The organism is Phenylobacterium sp. (genome assembly GCF_041916435.1).
Lineage (GTDB): Bacteria > Pseudomonadota > Alphaproteobacteria > Caulobacterales > Caulobacteraceae > Phenylobacterium.
Window position 1 is genome coordinate 140,074 of the sequence record NZ_JAYRZM010000006.1, and the last position, 15,032, is coordinate 155,105.

The window sequence follows — 15,032 nt, forward strand, 5'->3', positions numbered from 1 at the left end:
TACCTCGCCCCATGGACTTCCCGCAACCGCTCGTGCGCGGCCGCCTGATCCAACGCTACAAGCGCTTCCTGGCCGACGTGGTTCTGGACGACGGCAGCGAGCTTACCGCGCACTGCCCGAACCCGGGCGCGATGCTGGGCCTGAACACGCCCGGCCTGACCTGCTGGTTGTCGAAGTCGCCCGATCCCAAGCGCAAGCTCGCCTACACCCTGGAACTAGTGGAGGCCGACGGCGGCCTCGTCGGGATCAACACGATGCACCCCAACCGCCTGGCCGCCGAGGCGCTGGCCGCCGGCGCCATCCCCGAGCTCACGGGCTACGCCTCGATCCGCCGCGAGGTGAAGTACGGCCAGGCCAGCCGCGTCGACTTTCTCTTGCAGGACGAGGCCAGGGCGCCCTGCTGGCTGGAGATCAAGAATGTCCACCTGATGCGCACGCCGGGGCTGGCCGAATTCCCCGACTGCGTGGCCGCGCGCTCGCTCAAGCACCTGAGAGAGCTGACGGCCGAGGTCGAGAAGGGCGCGCGGGCGGTGATGCTTTATGTGGTCCAGCGCACTGATTGCGACCTGTTCGACGCCTGCGCCGACCTGGATCCGGCCTATGCGGCGGGGCTGAAGGTCGCAGCCGCGCAGGGCGTTGAAGTTCTGTGCTATGGTTGCGACATAAGCGAGACATCGATCCGCATCGCTCGCCGCATCCCGTGGCGCGGCGCGAACGCGGGTCCGGAGTAGAGCATGAACGACGCCCTGACGCTGGAAGTCGAAGGCCGCACCGGCCAGATCAAGATCCACGGCCCCGAGGATTTCGAGGGCATGCGCCGCGCCGGCAAGCTGGCCGCCGAGTGCCTGGACATGCTCGTGCCGCACGTGGTTCCCGGCGTCGTCACCGACGAGCTCGACCGGCTGGCCCGCGAATTCATCCTCGACCACGGCGCGCTGCCGTCCTGCCTGGGCTATCGCGGCTACACCAAGACCGTCTGCATCTCGCCGAACCACATCGTCTGCCACGGCATCCCTGGCGACCGGGTGCTGCGCGAGGGCGACATCGCCAACATCGACGTGACCGTCACCCTCGACGGCTGGCACGGCGACACCTCGCGCATGTACGGCGTGGGCCCGGTGGCGCCCCGCGCGCGCCGGCTGATCGACGTGACCTATGAGGCGCTGGAGCGGGGCCTGGCGGTGGTGAAGCCCGGCGCGACCACCGGCGACATCGGCTTCGCCATCCAATCCTATGTGGAAAGCCAGCGCTGCTCGGTGGTGCGCGACTTCTGCGGCCACGGCCTGGGCAAGGTGTTCCACGACGCGCCCAACATCCTGCACTTCGGCCAGAAGGGAACCGGCGAGGTGCTGCGCGAAGGCATGTTCTTCACCATCGAGCCGATGGTGAACCTGGGCAAGTACGCCGTGAAGGTGCTCTCCGACGGCTGGACCGCGGTCACCCGCGACAAGTCGCTGTCGGCCCAGTGCGAGCACTCCATCGGCGTCACCGCGACCGGCGCCGAGATCTTCACCGCCTCGCCCGCGGGCCTCTTCAAGCCGCCGGTCATCGCCGGCTAGGCGCCCCGCCCTCCCGCGCGAACCAGGCCGCCGCGGCGTCGACGAACACGCGCACCGGCGGCGACAGGAGCTTGGCGTTGGCGAACACCGCATGGATCGGCGTCGGCGCCGAGGCCAGGCGCGACGCCAGGTGCACCAGCCGGCCCGCCGCCAGGTCGTCGCGCACCTGCCACTCCGGCGCCAGGATGATCCCCGCCCCCGCCAGCGCCGCTCCATAGAGGCTGTCGGCGTTGTCGCCGCGCAGCCGGCCGGCCGCATCGATCACCACCTCGCCGCCGTCGGCGTCCTGCAGCCGCCAGCGGCCCTGGCTGGCGATGCGCGTGAACACCAGGCACTGGCGCGGGTCGATCTCGGCGGCGCTGTCGATCGGCCCGTTGGCCGCCAGGAACCCCGGCGAACAGCATAGGATCCGGCGGAACTCGCCCAGCTTGCGCGCGATCAGGCTGGACGGCTCCAGCTCGCCCGTGCGCACGGCCACGTCGAACCCCTCGGCGACCAGGTCGACGAACCGGTCGGACAGCGACAGCTCCACCTCCAGCAGCGGATGCTCGGCCAGGAGACGGCCCGCCAGCCCCGACACGGCCATGCGTCCCAGGATCGCCGGCGCGGTGACCCGCAGCACGCCGGCCACCTCGCCGGAGTCGCGGCGCAGCGCGGCCTCGGCCTCGGCCACCTCGGCGAGCACGCGCCGGCAATGCTCCAGATAGGCGCCCCCGGCGGCGGTCAACGACAGCCCCCGCGTGTTGCGGTTCAAGAGCCGGGTCGAAAGCTGCGCCTCCAGGGCGGCCACCTTGCGGCTGATCGAGGAGACCGGCGTGTCCACGCGCCGGGCCGCGGCCGTGAAGCCGCCGCTCTCCACCACCGCCACGAACGCCGCCATCGCCTCCAGGCGATCCATTCGTTCACCACAATTCTGACAACACCGACAAACTTTATGCGCCCATTATCGCCCATCTTTGCCGAATTTGAAACAGTGCTTTCCGGTCGGTCGGCTTGTCGCCGCGTCACCAGCCTCGATAGTGGGCCGCGAGCGGGCCGCCGCGCGCCTATGGCGGACGGCCCCCGACAGGGAACGAGGACGCCAAGGATGAAACTGACTCCAACGCTCAAAAACATGGTCATGTCCGCCGACGAGGCGGCGACCCTGGTGGCCGACGGCGCTCGCGTGGGCATGAGCGGCTTCACCCGGGCCGGCGACGCCAAGGCCCTGCCCGAGGCCCTGGCCCGGCGGGCCGAAGCCGAACCCTTCTCCATCAGCCTGGGCACGGGCGCCTCGCTGGGCTACGGCGCCGACGGGGTGCTGGCCGACGCCGGCGTGCTCGAGCGCCGCTATCCCTTCCAGGCCGACCCGCAGCTTCGCGGCGCGATCAATCGCGGCGACGTGCTCTATCTCGACCAGCATCTGTCCGAGACCGCGGAGGCTATCCGCGCCGGCCACCTGCCCGCGCCGAACGTGGCCATCGTCGAGGCCCTGGCCGTCACCGAGGAGGGCGTGACGCCCACCACCTCGGTCGGCAACACCCCGCTGTTCCTCGACCGCGCCGAGACGGTGATCATCGAACTCAACCGCGCCCAGCCCGACGCGCTGATCGGCGTGCACGACATCTACGATCCCGGCCCCTGGGGGAGCCGCGCGCCGATCGGCGTGCACGCCCCGGCCGACCGCATCGGCAAGACCGCCATCCCGCTCGACCTTTCCAAGGTGAAGGCCGTGGTCGTCACCGACCGGCCCGACGCCCCCGCGCCGGTCGCCGGCGCCGAGGGCGAGACCGGCCAGATCGCCGGCCTGCTCCTGGAATTCCTGGCCAGCGAGATCGCCAAGGGCCGGCTGGACGAGAGCCTGGCGCCGGTGCAGGCCGGCATCGGCGCGGTGGCCAACGCCGTGCTCGGCGGCTTCGCCGACGGGCCCTTCGACAACCTGACCATGTACAGCGAGGTGCTGCAGGACAGCACTTTCGACCTGTTCGATTCCGGCCGGCTACGCTGCGCTTCGGGCTCGTCGATCACCCTGGGCTCGCGGCGCGACGCCCTGGAGAATTTCGAGCGCTACCGCGACCGCGTGGTGCTGCGCCCGCAGGAGATCTCCAACCACCCGGAGATCATCCGTCGCCTCGGCGTGATCGCCATCAACACCGCCCTGGAGGCGGACATCTACGGCGCGGTCAACTCCACGCACGTGAACGGCTCGATGATGTTCAACGGCGTCGGCGGCTCCGGCGACTTCGCGCGCAACGCGCGCCTGTCGGTGTTCGTCTGCCGCGCGGCGGCCAAGGGCGGGGCGCTGTCGGCCATCGTGCCCATGGCCAGCCACGTGGACCATCCCACCCAGGACGTGGACGTGCTGGTCACCGAATTCGGCCTGGCGGACCTGCGCGGGCGCGCCCCGCGCGAGCGCGCGCCGCTGATCATCGAGAACTGCGTCCACCCGCGCTTCCGCGACATGGCGCGCGACTACTACCGCCGGGCCGTGCGCCGCGGCGGCCACACGCCCCACCTGCTGGACGAGGCCTTCGCCTGGCACGAGCGGGCCGCCCGCCTGGGCGACATGGCGCCCGAGCAGGAAGCGCTCTGCGCCTGAGGCCGGTCAGCCGCCCAGCATCGCCATCAGCTTCAGGACGGTGTTCCAGTTGCGGGCGGTGCCGGGTGCGCCGAGCCGGGCCTCGATCAGGCGCGGGGTGAGCTTCGAGGTCCCCGCGCCCTGCGGAAAGTGGATGTAGGCCGAGCGGCCGGTCGCGGCCACGCGCTCGCCCGCCTGGCCCGCGGCCTCCAGCGCCGCCGGCCCGGCCGGATCGGCCGGCGCCTTCAGCGGCATGACCATCAGCCGGCTGGGCTCGTCCCGCGCGGCCTCGGCGAACGGGTTGGCCGCGATTACCGCCCGCCACTCCTCGGGCCCGCGCACGAAGACCGCGCTCTTCAGGCCAAGCCGGGCGGCGGCCTCGGCCTCCAGCCGCGCCTCCAGGTCGGCCTCCTCGCCCTGGCCGTGGAACACCACGCTGCCGGCCGCCTGCAGCGTCGCCGCCGGGCCGAGCCCCAGGTCATCGAACAGCGCCTTCAGGTCGCTCATCGCCACCTTGCCGCTTCCGCCGACATTGACCGCCCGGAACAGGGCGATGCGCGCGCTCATCGGGATTTCCACCTTGCCAAACCGGAACACATGGGGAACATCTATGCCATCCCCGGATCGCGCGAGGCAAGGCCGTGACCGACATCGGCGAAGTTTCCGACCTTTCGGCCCTGTGGGGCGCGCCCGCGGCCCGGCCGAAGCGGCGGGATAAGCCGCACTATCTGGGCCACCGCGATCGCCTGCGCCAGCGGGCGGCCGAGGGCGGCCTTTCCGCCCTGCCCGACTATGAACTCCTGGAGCTCTACCTGTTCCGCGCCATTCCGCGCGGCGACGTCAAGCCGCTGGCCAAGGCGCTGCTCGCCCGCTTCGGCTCGGTGGGCGCGGTGCTGGGCGCCTCGCCGGCGGAGCTGAAATCGGTGAAGGGCGTGGGCGAGGCCGCGGCGCTGGACCTGAAGCTGGCGCATGAGGCGGCCTTGCGTGTCGGCCGCGAGGCCGTGGGCAAGCGTGCGGTGATCACCTCCTGGTCCCAGCTCCTGGCCTATGTGAAGACCGCCATGGCGCACGAGCCGCGCGAACAATTCCGCGTGCTCTTCCTCGACAAGAAGAACCAGCTCATCGCCGACGAGGTGATGAACCACGGCACCGTCGACCATGCGCCGGTCTATCCGCGCGAGGTGATGCGCCGGGCGCTGGAGCTGTCGGCCAGCGCGATCATCCTGGTCCATAACCATCCCAGCGGCGATCCGACGCCATCGTCGGCCGACGTGGACATGACCCGCCAGATCGTCGAGGCCGGCCGGCCGCTGCGCATCGCCGTGCACGACCACCTGGTGGTCGGCCGCGACGGAACCGCCAGCTTCAAGGCGCTGGGGCTGATGTAGCGGCCTATCCGCCGGACTGGAAACGGCGGTGCAGGCGCTCGCGGCTTTCCGGGCAGCCCTGCCGCGCCACGTCCACCTTCGGCCCGGAGACGAGGTAGGCCGCGTAGCGCGCCGCCGGCCCCGACGGCAGGCCCCGGTCGAACGCCGCCACATAGGTCACGCTGGCGAAGCAGCTCTCCAGCCGGTCGGGCTTTAGCCGCCGCGCCAGGTCGACCACCAGCCCGGGCCGATCGAGCCCGGCCGGGGGCTTGGGTTCGAAGGCGTAGCGCTCGCGCTCGAAGATCTGCGCCACCGGCGCGTCGATCAGCCGTTCGCTCTGCAGCTCGGCGAGCGTGCCGTAGCTGACCGTGCCGACCCATTCGGCGCCCGTCTTGCGCCGCTCGGCCTCGACCTGGAGGCTGAACTCGCGCCAGCCGCGCAGCGCCAGGATCGGATCGAACGCGCCGAACGCCGGCGAATGCATCTGGGTCATGTACCAGAGCACCGCGACCGACAGCAGCAGGCCCAGCCACGCGCCCGCCAGCCGCCACAGCCGCGCGCCGGCGCCGCCAGGCCATTCCTCCGCGGCGAAGGCCGCGCAGACCACCAGCGGGCCGAACATCGGCGCGGGCCAGTGGCCCTGGACCGACGCATGCAGCCCGTGCAGCAACAGATAGCCGGCGAACGGCGCGATCATCAGCACCGGCAGCGCCAGGTCCGCGCGCCGTGCGGCGGTGGAGGCGCGCCAGGGCATGGCGAGCCCGCGCGCCGCATAGCTCGCCACCATCGGGTTCAGGAGGAAGGTCTGGGCCACCAGGAGCTCGGCCACGTGGCCCGGCGAGAAATGGCCGCTGGTCACCCGCCCGAACTGCTTGGCGAGCGTCACCCAGTGATGGCCCGCGTTCCAGATCACGTTCGGAGCCACGACCGCCGCGGCCGCGGCCAGGGCCAGCCAGGGCCAGCGCGTCTTCAACAGCGCCCGGCGCTCGGCGTCGGCGACCAGCCAGAGGAACACGCCCGCGCCGAGGAAGAGGCCGGAGTACTTGGACAGCACCGCAAGCCCCGCCGCCGCCCCGGCCGCCAGCCACCAGGCCGGCGCGCCGAGCTGGGCGCGGCGCAGCGCCCACAGGGTGACGAGCCAGAAGAGCACGCCCGGCGCGTCCGGCACGGCCAGCATGCCGCCGACGCCCACGGTGATCGTCGCGTTGAGCCAGACCGCCGCGCGCAGCCCCGCCTGATCGCTCCCGCCGAACGCCTTGACGATGTCGGCGATCAGCAGCCCCTCGAGCGCCGTGGCCAGGATCGGCGCCAGGCGCACGCCCAGCGGATTGTCGCCCGCCAGCCCGATCCCCGCGCGGATCCACCAGGCGATCATCGGCGGATGGTCGTAGTAGCCGAACGCCAGATGCTGGGCCCAGAGCCGGTAGTAGGCCTCGTCCTCGGTCAGGTGGGTCCAGCGGGCGGCCAGAACCCGCACGAGCGTCGCCAGGGCGACGAACAGCCAGAGCCTCGCCCTCGGAGACGAAGTCCAGGCCATCACCAGACGGCGATCGAGGTGGTCAGATAGTTCCAGGCCGCGCCGACCACCGCCCCGCTGGCGCCGGCGAACCACCAGGCCACGGCGGTCTGGTGCATCACGTCGGCCACCGCCACGTTCGCCGCCAGGCCCATGGAGCACAGCAGGCAGAACCGCAGGTAGCCGGTCAGGAGCCGCCAGCCGCGCTTGCGGCGGTCGCGATAGGTCACCGCGTTGTTGATCAGGTAGTTCGAGGTCATCGCCCCCGCCGCCCCGCCGAACTGGGCCAGGGCGAAGGCGGCGTTCAGGCCCAGCAGGGTCTTGAGCAGCGTCAGGTGGATCGCCACGCCGCTGGCGCCGACCAGGCCGAACATCAGCATCCGCGGCGAGATCAGGTCGTGGCTGAGCTTGGAGGCGATCAGGCCGAGGTATTGGGCCACGACCCCGCTGTCGAGCTTGCTGACGCCGGCGGTGCGGGCGCGGAACTCATAGGGCAGCTCCAGGCACCTGGGCGGCGTGTCCTGGCTGGCGACGATGTCCAGCAGCACCTTGAAGCCGTCGGTCGACAGGCGCTTGGCCACCCCGTCCACCAGCTCGCGGCGCAGCATGAAAAAGCCGCTCATCGGGTCGGAAAGCTCCACCGACAGCGCCCGCCTTCCGAGCCAGACGGCCAGGCGGCTTCCCCACTGGCGGCGGCGCCCGTCCAGGCCCACGATCACCGCGCTGGCGCCGCCCACGTAGCGGCTGCCCACCACCACGTCGGTGCGGCCCTCGCGCAGGATGCCCAGCATCAGCGGCAGGAGCGCCTCGTCGTGCTGCAGGTCCCCGTCCATCACGGCGACGAAGGGGGCCGAGCTGGCCAGGGCGCCCTCGATCACCGCGCCGGCCAGACCGCGCCGCGACACCCGGCGCAGGCACTGGATGCGCACGTCCTCGGCGGCGATCGCCTTGACCGCCTCGGCGGTTCCGTCGGGGGAATCGTCGTCGACGAAGATGAGCTGCCACTCGACGCCGGCCAGCACCGTGCGCAGCCGATCCACCAGAGTCTCGACGTTGCCGCGCTCGTTGAAGGTGGGGACGACGATGGTCAGTTCGGGCCCTGGCCGCGCCGCGCTCCAGGCTTGGACTTGGTCTTCTGTTCTTTCACCAGCAGGCGTCGACATGCGGCTCTCCGGGCCGCACGCCGGCCCTTCAGAGCAATGACGACGCGGCCCGTCGGGCCCCTCAAAAGAAAATTGCGGAGCCCGCGGAAAGGCGTCAGCCGACGAAGGGCGGCAGGTTCAGGCTGAGCGCCCAGACCGCGCCCGCGCCGCCGAGGCTGATGGCGACGCCGTAGGGGATGCCCTGCTCGGAGCTAAGCCGCGCGCCGGACAGGAGCGCCATCAGGGTCCAGCGCGGACGCATGATCAGGGAGACCACCGCCATCACGCCGCCGACCAGCACCGTCGCCAGGGCGAAGGCGCCCAGGTGGGTGATGCCGGCGAAGAGCGCCACGGCGGCGAAGAGCTTGGCGTCCCCGGCGCCGACGACGCCGAAGGCGTAAAGCCCGAAGCCGACGGCGAAGGCCAGCGCACCCGCGCCGAGCGCGCCCGGCAGGCTGACCGCGCCGCCAGCGATGGCCCACAGCGGAAATAGCGCCAGCACCAGGATCACGGCCAAGTTCGGGATGCGCCGCGTGCGCACGTCGCTCAGCGCCGCCCATCCGAGCACGCCGGTCAGCAGCGCGGCGGTGACGACCTGGGCGGCCTCAGGGAACGACATGGCCGTCGTCCCCGGCCCGCGCGGCGAGGGCGCGGACGATCTCCAGGTTGGCCGAAGCGCGGTCGTAGTACTCGCCCTTGGTCGCCATCGCCTGCTCGAGCAGATCCTCGGCGGCCGCGTAGTCGCCACGCATGCCCGCGGCGAAGCCGGCGTTGTTCAGGTTGGCGGCGGTCTCGGCGTTCACCCCGCCGGCCGTCGCGCGCCTGTAGTCGCCGCCCATGGCGAGCGCCAGGCGCAGGTTCGTGCGCGCCTCGGCCAGGTCGGGCCGCTTGGCGAGCGCGGCGACGAAATCGGCCACCGCCGCGTCGCGCTGGTGGCGCAGCAGCCGCGAATAGCCGCGGTTGTTGAGCGCCTGGGCCGCGCCGCCCGACGCGTCGATGGCGTGGGCGTAGGCGTCGTCCGCCTCGTCCCACTTGGCCAGGCCGTCGTATTCCGCGCCCAGGGCGTTCCAGGCGCGCCAGGCGTTCGGGTCCTCGGCCACGGCGCGCTGCAGCACCGGCACGGCCTCGCCGGAGCGGCCGGCCAGCGCTAGCGCCAGCCCCTGCCCCTCCAGCGCCTGGGCGTGGGTCGAAGCGGTCTGCTCGGCGGCCTGGTAGTCGGCCAGCGCGGCGTTGTAGCGGCCCCGCGCGAGGTTGAGCTCGCCGCCCAGCAGGTTCAGGCGGGGATCCTTCATGCCGCCGAGGCTCGCCTCGTCGAGCATCCGGGCGGCGTCGAGCAGCCGCTCCTCGTTGATCGCCCGCCGGATTTCGACGACCGCCCGCTCGGCCATGTCGGGCGCGGGCGCGCGCGCCGCGGCCCATTGCGGAGCGGCGGCGAGGGTCAGGACAAGCAACAGAGCTCCCAGGCGTTTCATGACGAGCCTCCCTTGGCGGCGGCCGGCGACCACGGCGCGGCGCGCCAGCTCAATGCATCGCGCCCCAAGGTCAGGCGGACGCCGGCGCAGGGCGCGGCGCACTCGACCATCGCCACCTTCGACGGAAGCGTCCGCGCGAGGGCCTGGGCCGTGCCCTGGTCTTGCGATGCAAAGGTGATTGTCGAGGCCTCGGCGGGCGAGGCCTTGGTCAGGGCGGCCTTCTGCGCCGACCACCCCAGCCGGGCGAGTTCGGCGCGGACGGGCTCGCCCGCCCCCGCGCGGCCGGTCGCGTCGGCGATGCGCAGCGGATGGCCGGTCAGCAGCGGCAGCCGCCGCACGGCCTGCTGCGGCGAGGCGTAGGCGAGCCGGATGACGCCCGGCGCGGCCGTCTGCGCCGGCGCGGCCCTGGCGGGCGCGACCTCGGCTGGACTGGCCGGCGAAGCCTTCGGCGGCGAGGCGGCGGCCAGCAGCACCGGCGCCTGGGCGCGCTGCCGCAACTCGGCCGAATATGTCCGGTTCGCCTCGATCACCGGCGAGTCCGGCTGCAGCGCCGCAGCCATCCGGTAGTAGCGGGCGCTGAGGTCGAACCGGCCGAGCTTGTCGTAGACCACGCCGAAGGCGTTGAGCACGCGAACGTCGTCGGGCGCCTGGCCGCGGGCCAGTTGCAGGGCTTCGAGCGCCCGGGCGTAGTCGCGCCGTTCGATCGCGGCGGCCGCGTCGGCGTAGTAGCCGTCGACCGTCCCGGCCTTGGCGTCGTCGGCCGCGTGCACGGGCGTCACGCGCGCCCAATGCGCGACCTTCGGCAGGAAGGCGCACCCGCCAAGGCCGACGGTCAGGACGAGGCCGGCCGTCGCGGTCAGCATCATGGAGCGGCTGTTCATCGCGCTTCCCCCTAGCGCCCCACCAGGGCCGGCATCAGGATGCGGATCACGTCGATCGCGGCCGGAAGCAGCAGCGCCACGACGATCACCGGCATGAAGCAGGCCACCAGCGGCAAGGTCATGAGGACGGGGATGCGCATCGCCTTCTCCTCGGCCTTCATGAAGCGCGTCTCGCGCATCTCGGCGGCGTAGGTGCGAAGGCTCTGGCCGATGCTGACGCCCAGCGCGTCGGTCTGGATCAGCAGGGCGACAAACGACTTCACCGCGTCGACGTCGACACGGTCGGCCAGGGCGCGCAGGGCGTCGCTGCGTCCGCGTCCGGCGCCGATCTCCTCGGAGAGACGGCGGAATTCCTCGGAGACCCGCGGATGGGATTCGCGCACCTCCTCGCCGACGCGCACGAACGCGCCCTCCAGGCCGAGGCCCGCCTCGACGCAGACGACCAGCAGGTCCAGCGCGTCAGGGAACTCATGCTCCAGGTCGGACCGGCGGTCAGAGGCGCGCCGGTCGATGACGGCGCGCGGGACCACCAGGCCCAAGCCGCACAGCATGAGCGGCAGGACGACCGCGCCCAGTCCGGTCAGGGGCCGGCCGGCCAGCGCCGAGCCGAAGATCAGCAGGATGGGCAGACCGATCGCCAGGGAGAAGCGGATGATCACGTACCAGACCGGCGCGGCGGCCTGGTTGAAGCCGGCCAGCGACAGGTCGCGCTTGAGCTTGGAGGCGTCGTCGCCCTGGTTGAGCGAGGTCGCCTCCTGCACCCACCGCAGGAAGCGGTTGTCCACCGTCTCGCGCTTGAGCACCGAGGCGGAGGCCGGCGTCCTGGCGACCGCCGAGCCGTCGCCCAGGCGGCGGCGCACGGCGAGGTAGGAGCCGAACGCCCGCGTGGCCATGAGCGTGGCGGTGAAGACGATGAAGAAGGTCAGCACCTGGATCAGCGCGTTGATCGTCGAGGTCATCCGCGCCCCCTAGTACTTGAAGTTGATGATGCGGTAGATCATCACCCAGCCGACGCCGTAGATGAGCAGCGTCAGGACGACGACCGGCCAGAAGATCGGATCCGAGAACTTGTCCGAGTAGACGCTCGGATGGATCAGAAGCTGAAACCCGACCATCAGGACCGGCAGTACGCTGAGCAGGATGGCCGAGGCCCTTCCCTCGCTCGAGACCGAGCGCACGCGCTTGGCCAAGGTCGCGCGGCCGCGCATGACGCCGGCCAGCCCCTCGAGGATCTCCGCCAGGTTGCCGCCCGTCTCCGACTGGACGCTCACGCCCACGGCGAAGAAGTGCGCGTCGCCCGAGCCCGTGCGGCGGGCGAAGTTGGCCAGCGCCTCCTTGAACTCGATCCCATAGGTCGTTTCGTCGACGATCAGCCCGAACTCCGAGCCCAGGGGATCGCCCAGCTCGTCGGAGGCGAGCTGCACCGCCGAGACCACGGGATGGCCGGCGCGCAGGGCGCGGTTGATGATGTCCAGCGCTAGCGGCAGTTGCTCCTCGACCTTGCGGATCCGCGCATTGCGCAGCCGGCGCAGCCAGAGCCACGTCGCCACCGCGGAGATCGAGCAGGCGCCGATCGCCGACATCAGGCCGTTCAGGATCACGCCGTGCGTGGCGCCGGCCTGGGCCATGGTGAGGCCGAGCAGCCAGAGCGCCACCGCCCCGGCGGCGGCCACGCCCGCGAGCTGGGCCGGCGTCATGGCCAGCCCGGCCTGGCCCAGATAGGCCGCGACCGAGTCGTGCAGGGCCACGAGCCGGTCGCCGCCGAACCTCGGCTTCACCGGCTGGCGGACGAGCGAGGCGTAGACCTGCTCGCGGCTGATCCCCGCCTCGAGCATCGTCAGCCGGCGATTGACCCGCCGGCCGCGGTCCCGCGCGCGGAAGAGCACGCCGGCGGCGGCCTGGGCGAGCACCACCACCGCGACGAACGCCAGCACATAGACGATGGGGGCGAGCGAGGTCGGCATGGCTACCCCAACCGGCGTCCCGCCGCGAAGGTCATCTGCGGAAGCTCGATGCCGCGGGCGGCCAAGACCTCCAGGAAGCGCGGGCGCACGCCCGTCGTCTCGAATTCGCCCATCACCCCGCCCTGGGCCGTGCGCCCGTGGCGGCGGAAGCGGAACACCTCCTGCAGGGAGATGACGTCCTCCTCCATGCCGACGACCTCGGAGATGGAGACCACCCGGCGTCGGCCGTCGTCCATGCGCTCGACCTGCACCACGATGTTGATGGCCGAGGCGATCTGCTGGCGGATCGAGCGGGGGGCGATGTCCAGGCCCGCCATGCCGATCATCTGTTCCACCCGCGCGATGGCGTCGCGCGGGGAGTTGGCGTGGACGGTGGTCATCGAGCCTTCGTGGCCCGTGTTCATCGCCTGCAGCATGTCGAACGCCTCGCCGGCGCGCACTTCGCCCACGATGATGCGGTCGGGCCGCATGCGCAGGGCGTTGCGCACCAGGTCGCGCTGGGTGACCTCGCCCTTGCCCTCGATGTTGGCGGGACGCGTCTCCAGGCGGCCCACGTGGCTCTGCTGAAGCTGCAGTTCGGCGGAGTCCTCGATCGTGACGATCCGCTCGTGATCGTCGATGTAGGCCGACAGCGCGTTCAGCAGGGTGGTCTTGCCAGACCCGGTGCCGCCGGAGATCAGGATGTTGCGCTTGGCACGGACCATGCCGCGCATCAGGTCGGCCATCTCGGCGGTGATGCTGCCCAGCTCGACCAGGCGGCTCATGTGGATCGGCGTGCGGGCGAACTTGCGGATCGAGACCAGCGGGCCGTCCACCGCCAGCGGCGGGATGATGGCGTTGACGCGGCTGCCGTCCGCCAGGCGCGCGTCGACCATCGGCTGGGATTCGTCCACCCGCCGCCCCACCGCCGCGACGATCTTGTTGATGATGCGGATCAGGTGGCGGGCGTCCTGGAACTGCACGTCGGTGTGCTCGAGGATGCCGTCGCGCTCCACATAGACCGTGGTGTGGGTGTTGATGAGGATGTCGTTGATCGACTCGTCCTTGAGCAGCGGCTCAAGCGGGCCGAGGCCGAGCAGTTCGTCCAGCACGTCCTCGATCAGCCGGTCGGTTTGGCTGAGGCTCAGGATCCGCTTCTCGTCGGCCAGCAGGGCGCTGACCGCGCCACGGATCTCCAGGCGAAGCTGCTCGCGCGGGGTCTTGTCCAGCAGGCTGAGGTTCAGCAGCTCGATCAGCCGCTGGTGGATGCGCACCTTCAGGGCCGTGGCGCCCTCGATCGGGGTCGCGCCGGCCGGCGCGGCGGTGGGCGGCGGGGTCTCGGCCGGGCGCCACAACATCGGCCCTATCTCCACAGCCGCAGTGCGGACGCGGGCGCGGCGGCGGGCGCGGCGGACGTGGCCGCCAGGCGGTCGGCCAGCTCGCCGATCGCCTTCTCCAGCTTGGTGCCGCGCCGGACCTGGCTCAGCTCCAGGCCCTCGTTGATGGCGCCCAGCATCGCGCGCCGATCCTCCGGCAGCACCACGTCGAACGCGCGCCCCAGGGCGCGCTCGGCGGTCTTGACCGGCAGCGTCGCGGTCTGTTCGCCGCTGAGGCCGTTGCAGGCCAGGATCAGCGGCTTCCCGTCCAGTTGCTGGGAGGCCAGGATGCTGAGCTGACGCTTGACGAGCTGGACGTGCGGCACCGTCAGGGTGGTCACCAGGACGATGCGGTCGGCCTGGCTCAGCACCTGGTTGGTCCACGCGGTCCAGACCGACGGAAGGTCGACGAGCGTGAGCGCGAAGTCCCGCCGCAGGCCAGAGATCAGGGCGTCGGCCTGCGCCGGGTCCAGGGTCTCCAGCGGCAGGAGCTCGCGCGGCGCGGCCAGCAGCCGCGCGCCCGACCGATGGGTCGCGAGCGCCGTGGCGAAGGGGGTCTCGGCCAGGCCGGGCCCGGCGCTCAGGCAATCGGCGACGGTGACCGCGTCCTGCAGGTCCAGATAGAGCGCGGCCGCGCCGAACTGCACGTCGAGGTCGGCCACGCAAACCTGGCCGGCCGTCCTTCCCGCGAGCTGCGCGGCGGCTTGCACGGCGAGCGAGGTGGCCCCCACGCCGCCGCCGGCCTTGAGGAAGGCGACGACCTCGCCGCTTCGCCGCCGTTCGACCGGCGCCGGCCCGCTGAGCAGCCGCTCCAGGCACAGGGCGAGCGCGGCCTCGCTGAGCGGCGCGGGCAGCACGTCGGCCGCCCCCTCGCGCACCAGGAGGCGGGTGGTCATCACGTCGGCGTCCTGCAGGGCGACGACGATCTGCAGGCTGCGCGAGGAGAGCCGCAGCCGCTCGACCAGCGTCTCGATCTGGCCGGACGAGGCCGCCGAGGCCGCGACGATCAGCACGTCCAGCGCCGGCAGCCTCTGCGGCCAGGCCGCGCTGACCGACTTGAACTCCACGTTGGGGAACAGCGCCGCCAGGGAGGCGAAGCGCTCGTCGCCGCCGATGGCGCCTTCCACCACGCCGACGGTCCGGCCCGGCGTGGGGCCCCGCGCGCGCTCGACGTCCGTCGCCGCGCTCTCGAATTTCCTAGGTAGGTCCGTCATTTCCG

At 71.9% G+C, this 15,032-nt stretch carries 15 protein-coding genes; 4 read left to right on the forward strand and 11 right to left on the reverse strand.

The annotated features are described in order from the left end of the window. The first annotated feature begins 11 nt into the window (after positions 1-11). Entirely contained in the window at positions 12-731 is a 720-nt protein-coding gene (gene sfsA / locus ACE3TA_RS17495) for a DNA/RNA nuclease SfsA (protein ID WP_374575597.1), read from the forward strand. A gap of 3 nt (positions 732-734) precedes the next feature. Beyond that, entirely contained in the window at positions 735-1,559 is an 825-nt protein-coding gene (gene map, locus ACE3TA_RS17500; protein ID WP_374575598.1) for a type I methionyl aminopeptidase, read from the forward strand. Here map and ACE3TA_RS17505 read toward each other — a convergent pair. Then, on the reverse strand, positions 1,546-2,457 hold the full coding sequence (locus ACE3TA_RS17505; RefSeq protein ID WP_374575599.1) for a LysR family transcriptional regulator: 912 nt from the start codon (positions 2,455-2,457) through the stop codon (positions 1,546-1,548). The genes map and ACE3TA_RS17505 overlap by 14 nt on opposite strands. Before the next feature lie 189 nt (positions 2,458-2,646). Between ACE3TA_RS17505 and ACE3TA_RS17510 the strand changes: the two genes are divergently transcribed. Continuing rightward, positions 2,647-4,137 carry a succinate CoA transferase gene (locus ACE3TA_RS17510; protein ID WP_374575600.1) on the forward strand — a complete coding sequence of 497 codons (1,491 nt, stop codon included), beginning with the start codon at positions 2,647-2,649 and terminating at the stop codon, positions 4,135-4,137. A 6-nt stretch (positions 4,138-4,143) separates the two neighbouring features. Here the strand turns inward: ACE3TA_RS17510 and ACE3TA_RS17515 are convergent, their stop codons facing one another. Then, the gene (locus tag ACE3TA_RS17515; protein ID WP_374575601.1) at positions 4,144-4,683 is read right to left on the reverse strand and encodes a DUF1697 domain-containing protein; all 540 of its coding nucleotides are present in this window, start codon (positions 4,681-4,683) and stop codon (positions 4,144-4,146) included. Between the two features lie 110 nt (positions 4,684-4,793). On the opposite strand from ACE3TA_RS17515, the gene radC reads away from it, so the two are divergent. Beyond that, positions 4,794-5,504 (forward strand): DNA repair protein RadC, encoded by a 711-nt coding sequence (radC, locus tag ACE3TA_RS17520; protein WP_374575946.1) that lies wholly within the window; start codon positions 4,794-4,796, stop codon positions 5,502-5,504. Between the two features lie 4 nt (positions 5,505-5,508). On the opposite strand, the gene ACE3TA_RS17525 is transcribed toward radC, so the two are convergent. The 9 genes from ACE3TA_RS17525 to ACE3TA_RS17565 form a co-directional block, all read right to left on the reverse strand. Next, positions 5,509-7,020: an ArnT family glycosyltransferase gene (locus tag ACE3TA_RS17525; protein WP_374575602.1), complete on the reverse strand. Its 1,512-nt coding sequence runs from the start codon at positions 7,018-7,020 to the stop codon at positions 5,509-5,511. Then, a complete protein-coding gene (locus tag ACE3TA_RS17530; RefSeq protein WP_374575603.1) occupies positions 7,020-8,162 on the reverse strand; it encodes a glycosyltransferase family 2 protein in 1,143 nt (380 codons plus the stop codon). The genes ACE3TA_RS17525 and ACE3TA_RS17530 overlap by 1 nt, the downstream gene beginning before the upstream one ends. 94 nt (positions 8,163-8,256) lie before the next feature. Beyond that, positions 8,257-8,760, reverse strand: a complete 504-nt coding sequence (locus ACE3TA_RS17535; protein ID WP_374575604.1) for a prepilin peptidase — start codon at positions 8,758-8,760, stop codon at positions 8,257-8,259. Continuing rightward, positions 8,747-9,613 carry a hypothetical protein gene (locus ACE3TA_RS17540; protein ID WP_374575605.1) on the reverse strand — a complete coding sequence of 289 codons (867 nt, stop codon included), beginning with the start codon at positions 9,611-9,613 and terminating at the stop codon, positions 8,747-8,749. Before ACE3TA_RS17540 ends, ACE3TA_RS17535 begins: the two co-directional genes overlap by 14 nt. Beyond that, positions 9,610-10,494: a LytR C-terminal domain-containing protein gene (locus ACE3TA_RS17545; RefSeq protein ID WP_374575606.1), complete on the reverse strand. Its 885-nt coding sequence runs from the start codon at positions 10,492-10,494 to the stop codon at positions 9,610-9,612. The genes ACE3TA_RS17540 and ACE3TA_RS17545 overlap by 4 nt, the downstream gene beginning before the upstream one ends. Before the next feature lie 11 nt (positions 10,495-10,505). Beyond that, positions 10,506-11,453 (reverse strand): type II secretion system F family protein, encoded by a 948-nt coding sequence (locus tag ACE3TA_RS17550; RefSeq protein WP_374575607.1) that lies wholly within the window; start codon positions 11,451-11,453, stop codon positions 10,506-10,508. Positions 11,454-11,462: 9 nt separating this feature from the next. Continuing rightward, complete coding sequence (locus ACE3TA_RS17555) at positions 11,463-12,458, reverse strand: type II secretion system F family protein (protein ID WP_374575608.1); 996 nt, start codon at positions 12,456-12,458, stop codon at positions 11,463-11,465. 2 nt (positions 12,459-12,460) lie between these two features. Next, positions 12,461-13,795 carry a CpaF family protein gene (locus tag ACE3TA_RS17560; protein ID WP_374575609.1) on the reverse strand — a complete coding sequence of 445 codons (1,335 nt, stop codon included), beginning with the start codon at positions 13,793-13,795 and terminating at the stop codon, positions 12,461-12,463. Positions 13,796-13,800: 5 nt separating this feature from the next. Continuing rightward, positions 13,801-15,027 carry a CpaE family protein gene (locus ACE3TA_RS17565; protein ID WP_374575610.1) on the reverse strand — a complete coding sequence of 409 codons (1,227 nt, stop codon included), beginning with the start codon at positions 15,025-15,027 and terminating at the stop codon, positions 13,801-13,803. Between the last annotated feature and the right edge of the window lie 5 nt (positions 15,028-15,032).

Excerpts from the sequence above, each read along its gene's own strand:
- ACE3TA_RS17545 (WP_374575606.1), bottom strand. The coding sequence starts at position 10,494 with ATGAACAGCCGCTCCATGATGCTGACCGCGACGGCCGGCCTCGTCCTG.
- ACE3TA_RS17525 (WP_374575602.1), bottom strand. The coding sequence starts at position 7,020 with ATGGCCTGGACTTCGTCTCCGAGGGCGAGGCTCTGGCTGTTCGTCGCC.
- ACE3TA_RS17540 (WP_374575605.1), bottom strand. The coding sequence starts at position 9,613 with ATGAAACGCCTGGGAGCTCTGTTGCTTGTCCTGACCCTCGCCGCCGCT.
- ACE3TA_RS17515 (WP_374575601.1), bottom strand. The coding sequence starts at position 4,683 with ATGAGCGCGCGCATCGCCCTGTTCCGGGCGGTCAATGTCGGCGGAAGC.
- ACE3TA_RS17560 (WP_374575609.1), bottom strand. The coding sequence starts at position 13,795 with ATGTTGTGGCGCCCGGCCGAGACCCCGCCGCCCACCGCCGCGCCGGCC.
- ACE3TA_RS17535 (WP_374575604.1), bottom strand. The coding sequence starts at position 8,760 with ATGTCGTTCCCTGAGGCCGCCCAGGTCGTCACCGCCGCGCTGCTGACC.
- ACE3TA_RS17555 (WP_374575608.1), bottom strand. The coding sequence starts at position 12,458 with ATGCCGACCTCGCTCGCCCCCATCGTCTATGTGCTGGCGTTCGTCGCG.
- ACE3TA_RS17565 (WP_374575610.1), bottom strand. The coding sequence starts at position 15,027 with ATGACGGACCTACCTAGGAAATTCGAGAGCGCGGCGACGGACGTCGAG.
- ACE3TA_RS17510 (WP_374575600.1), top strand. The coding sequence starts at position 2,647 with ATGAAACTGACTCCAACGCTCAAAAACATGGTCATGTCCGCCGACGAG.
- ACE3TA_RS17550 (WP_374575607.1), bottom strand. The coding sequence starts at position 11,453 with ATGACCTCGACGATCAACGCGCTGATCCAGGTGCTGACCTTCTTCATC.
- map (WP_374575598.1), top strand. The coding sequence starts at position 735 with ATGAACGACGCCCTGACGCTGGAAGTCGAAGGCCGCACCGGCCAGATC.
- sfsA (WP_374575597.1), top strand. The coding sequence starts at position 12 with ATGGACTTCCCGCAACCGCTCGTGCGCGGCCGCCTGATCCAACGCTAC.
- ACE3TA_RS17505 (WP_374575599.1), bottom strand. The coding sequence starts at position 2,457 with ATGGATCGCCTGGAGGCGATGGCGGCGTTCGTGGCGGTGGTGGAGAGC.
- ACE3TA_RS17530 (WP_374575603.1), bottom strand. The coding sequence starts at position 8,162 with ATGTCGACGCCTGCTGGTGAAAGAACAGAAGACCAAGTCCAAGCCTGG.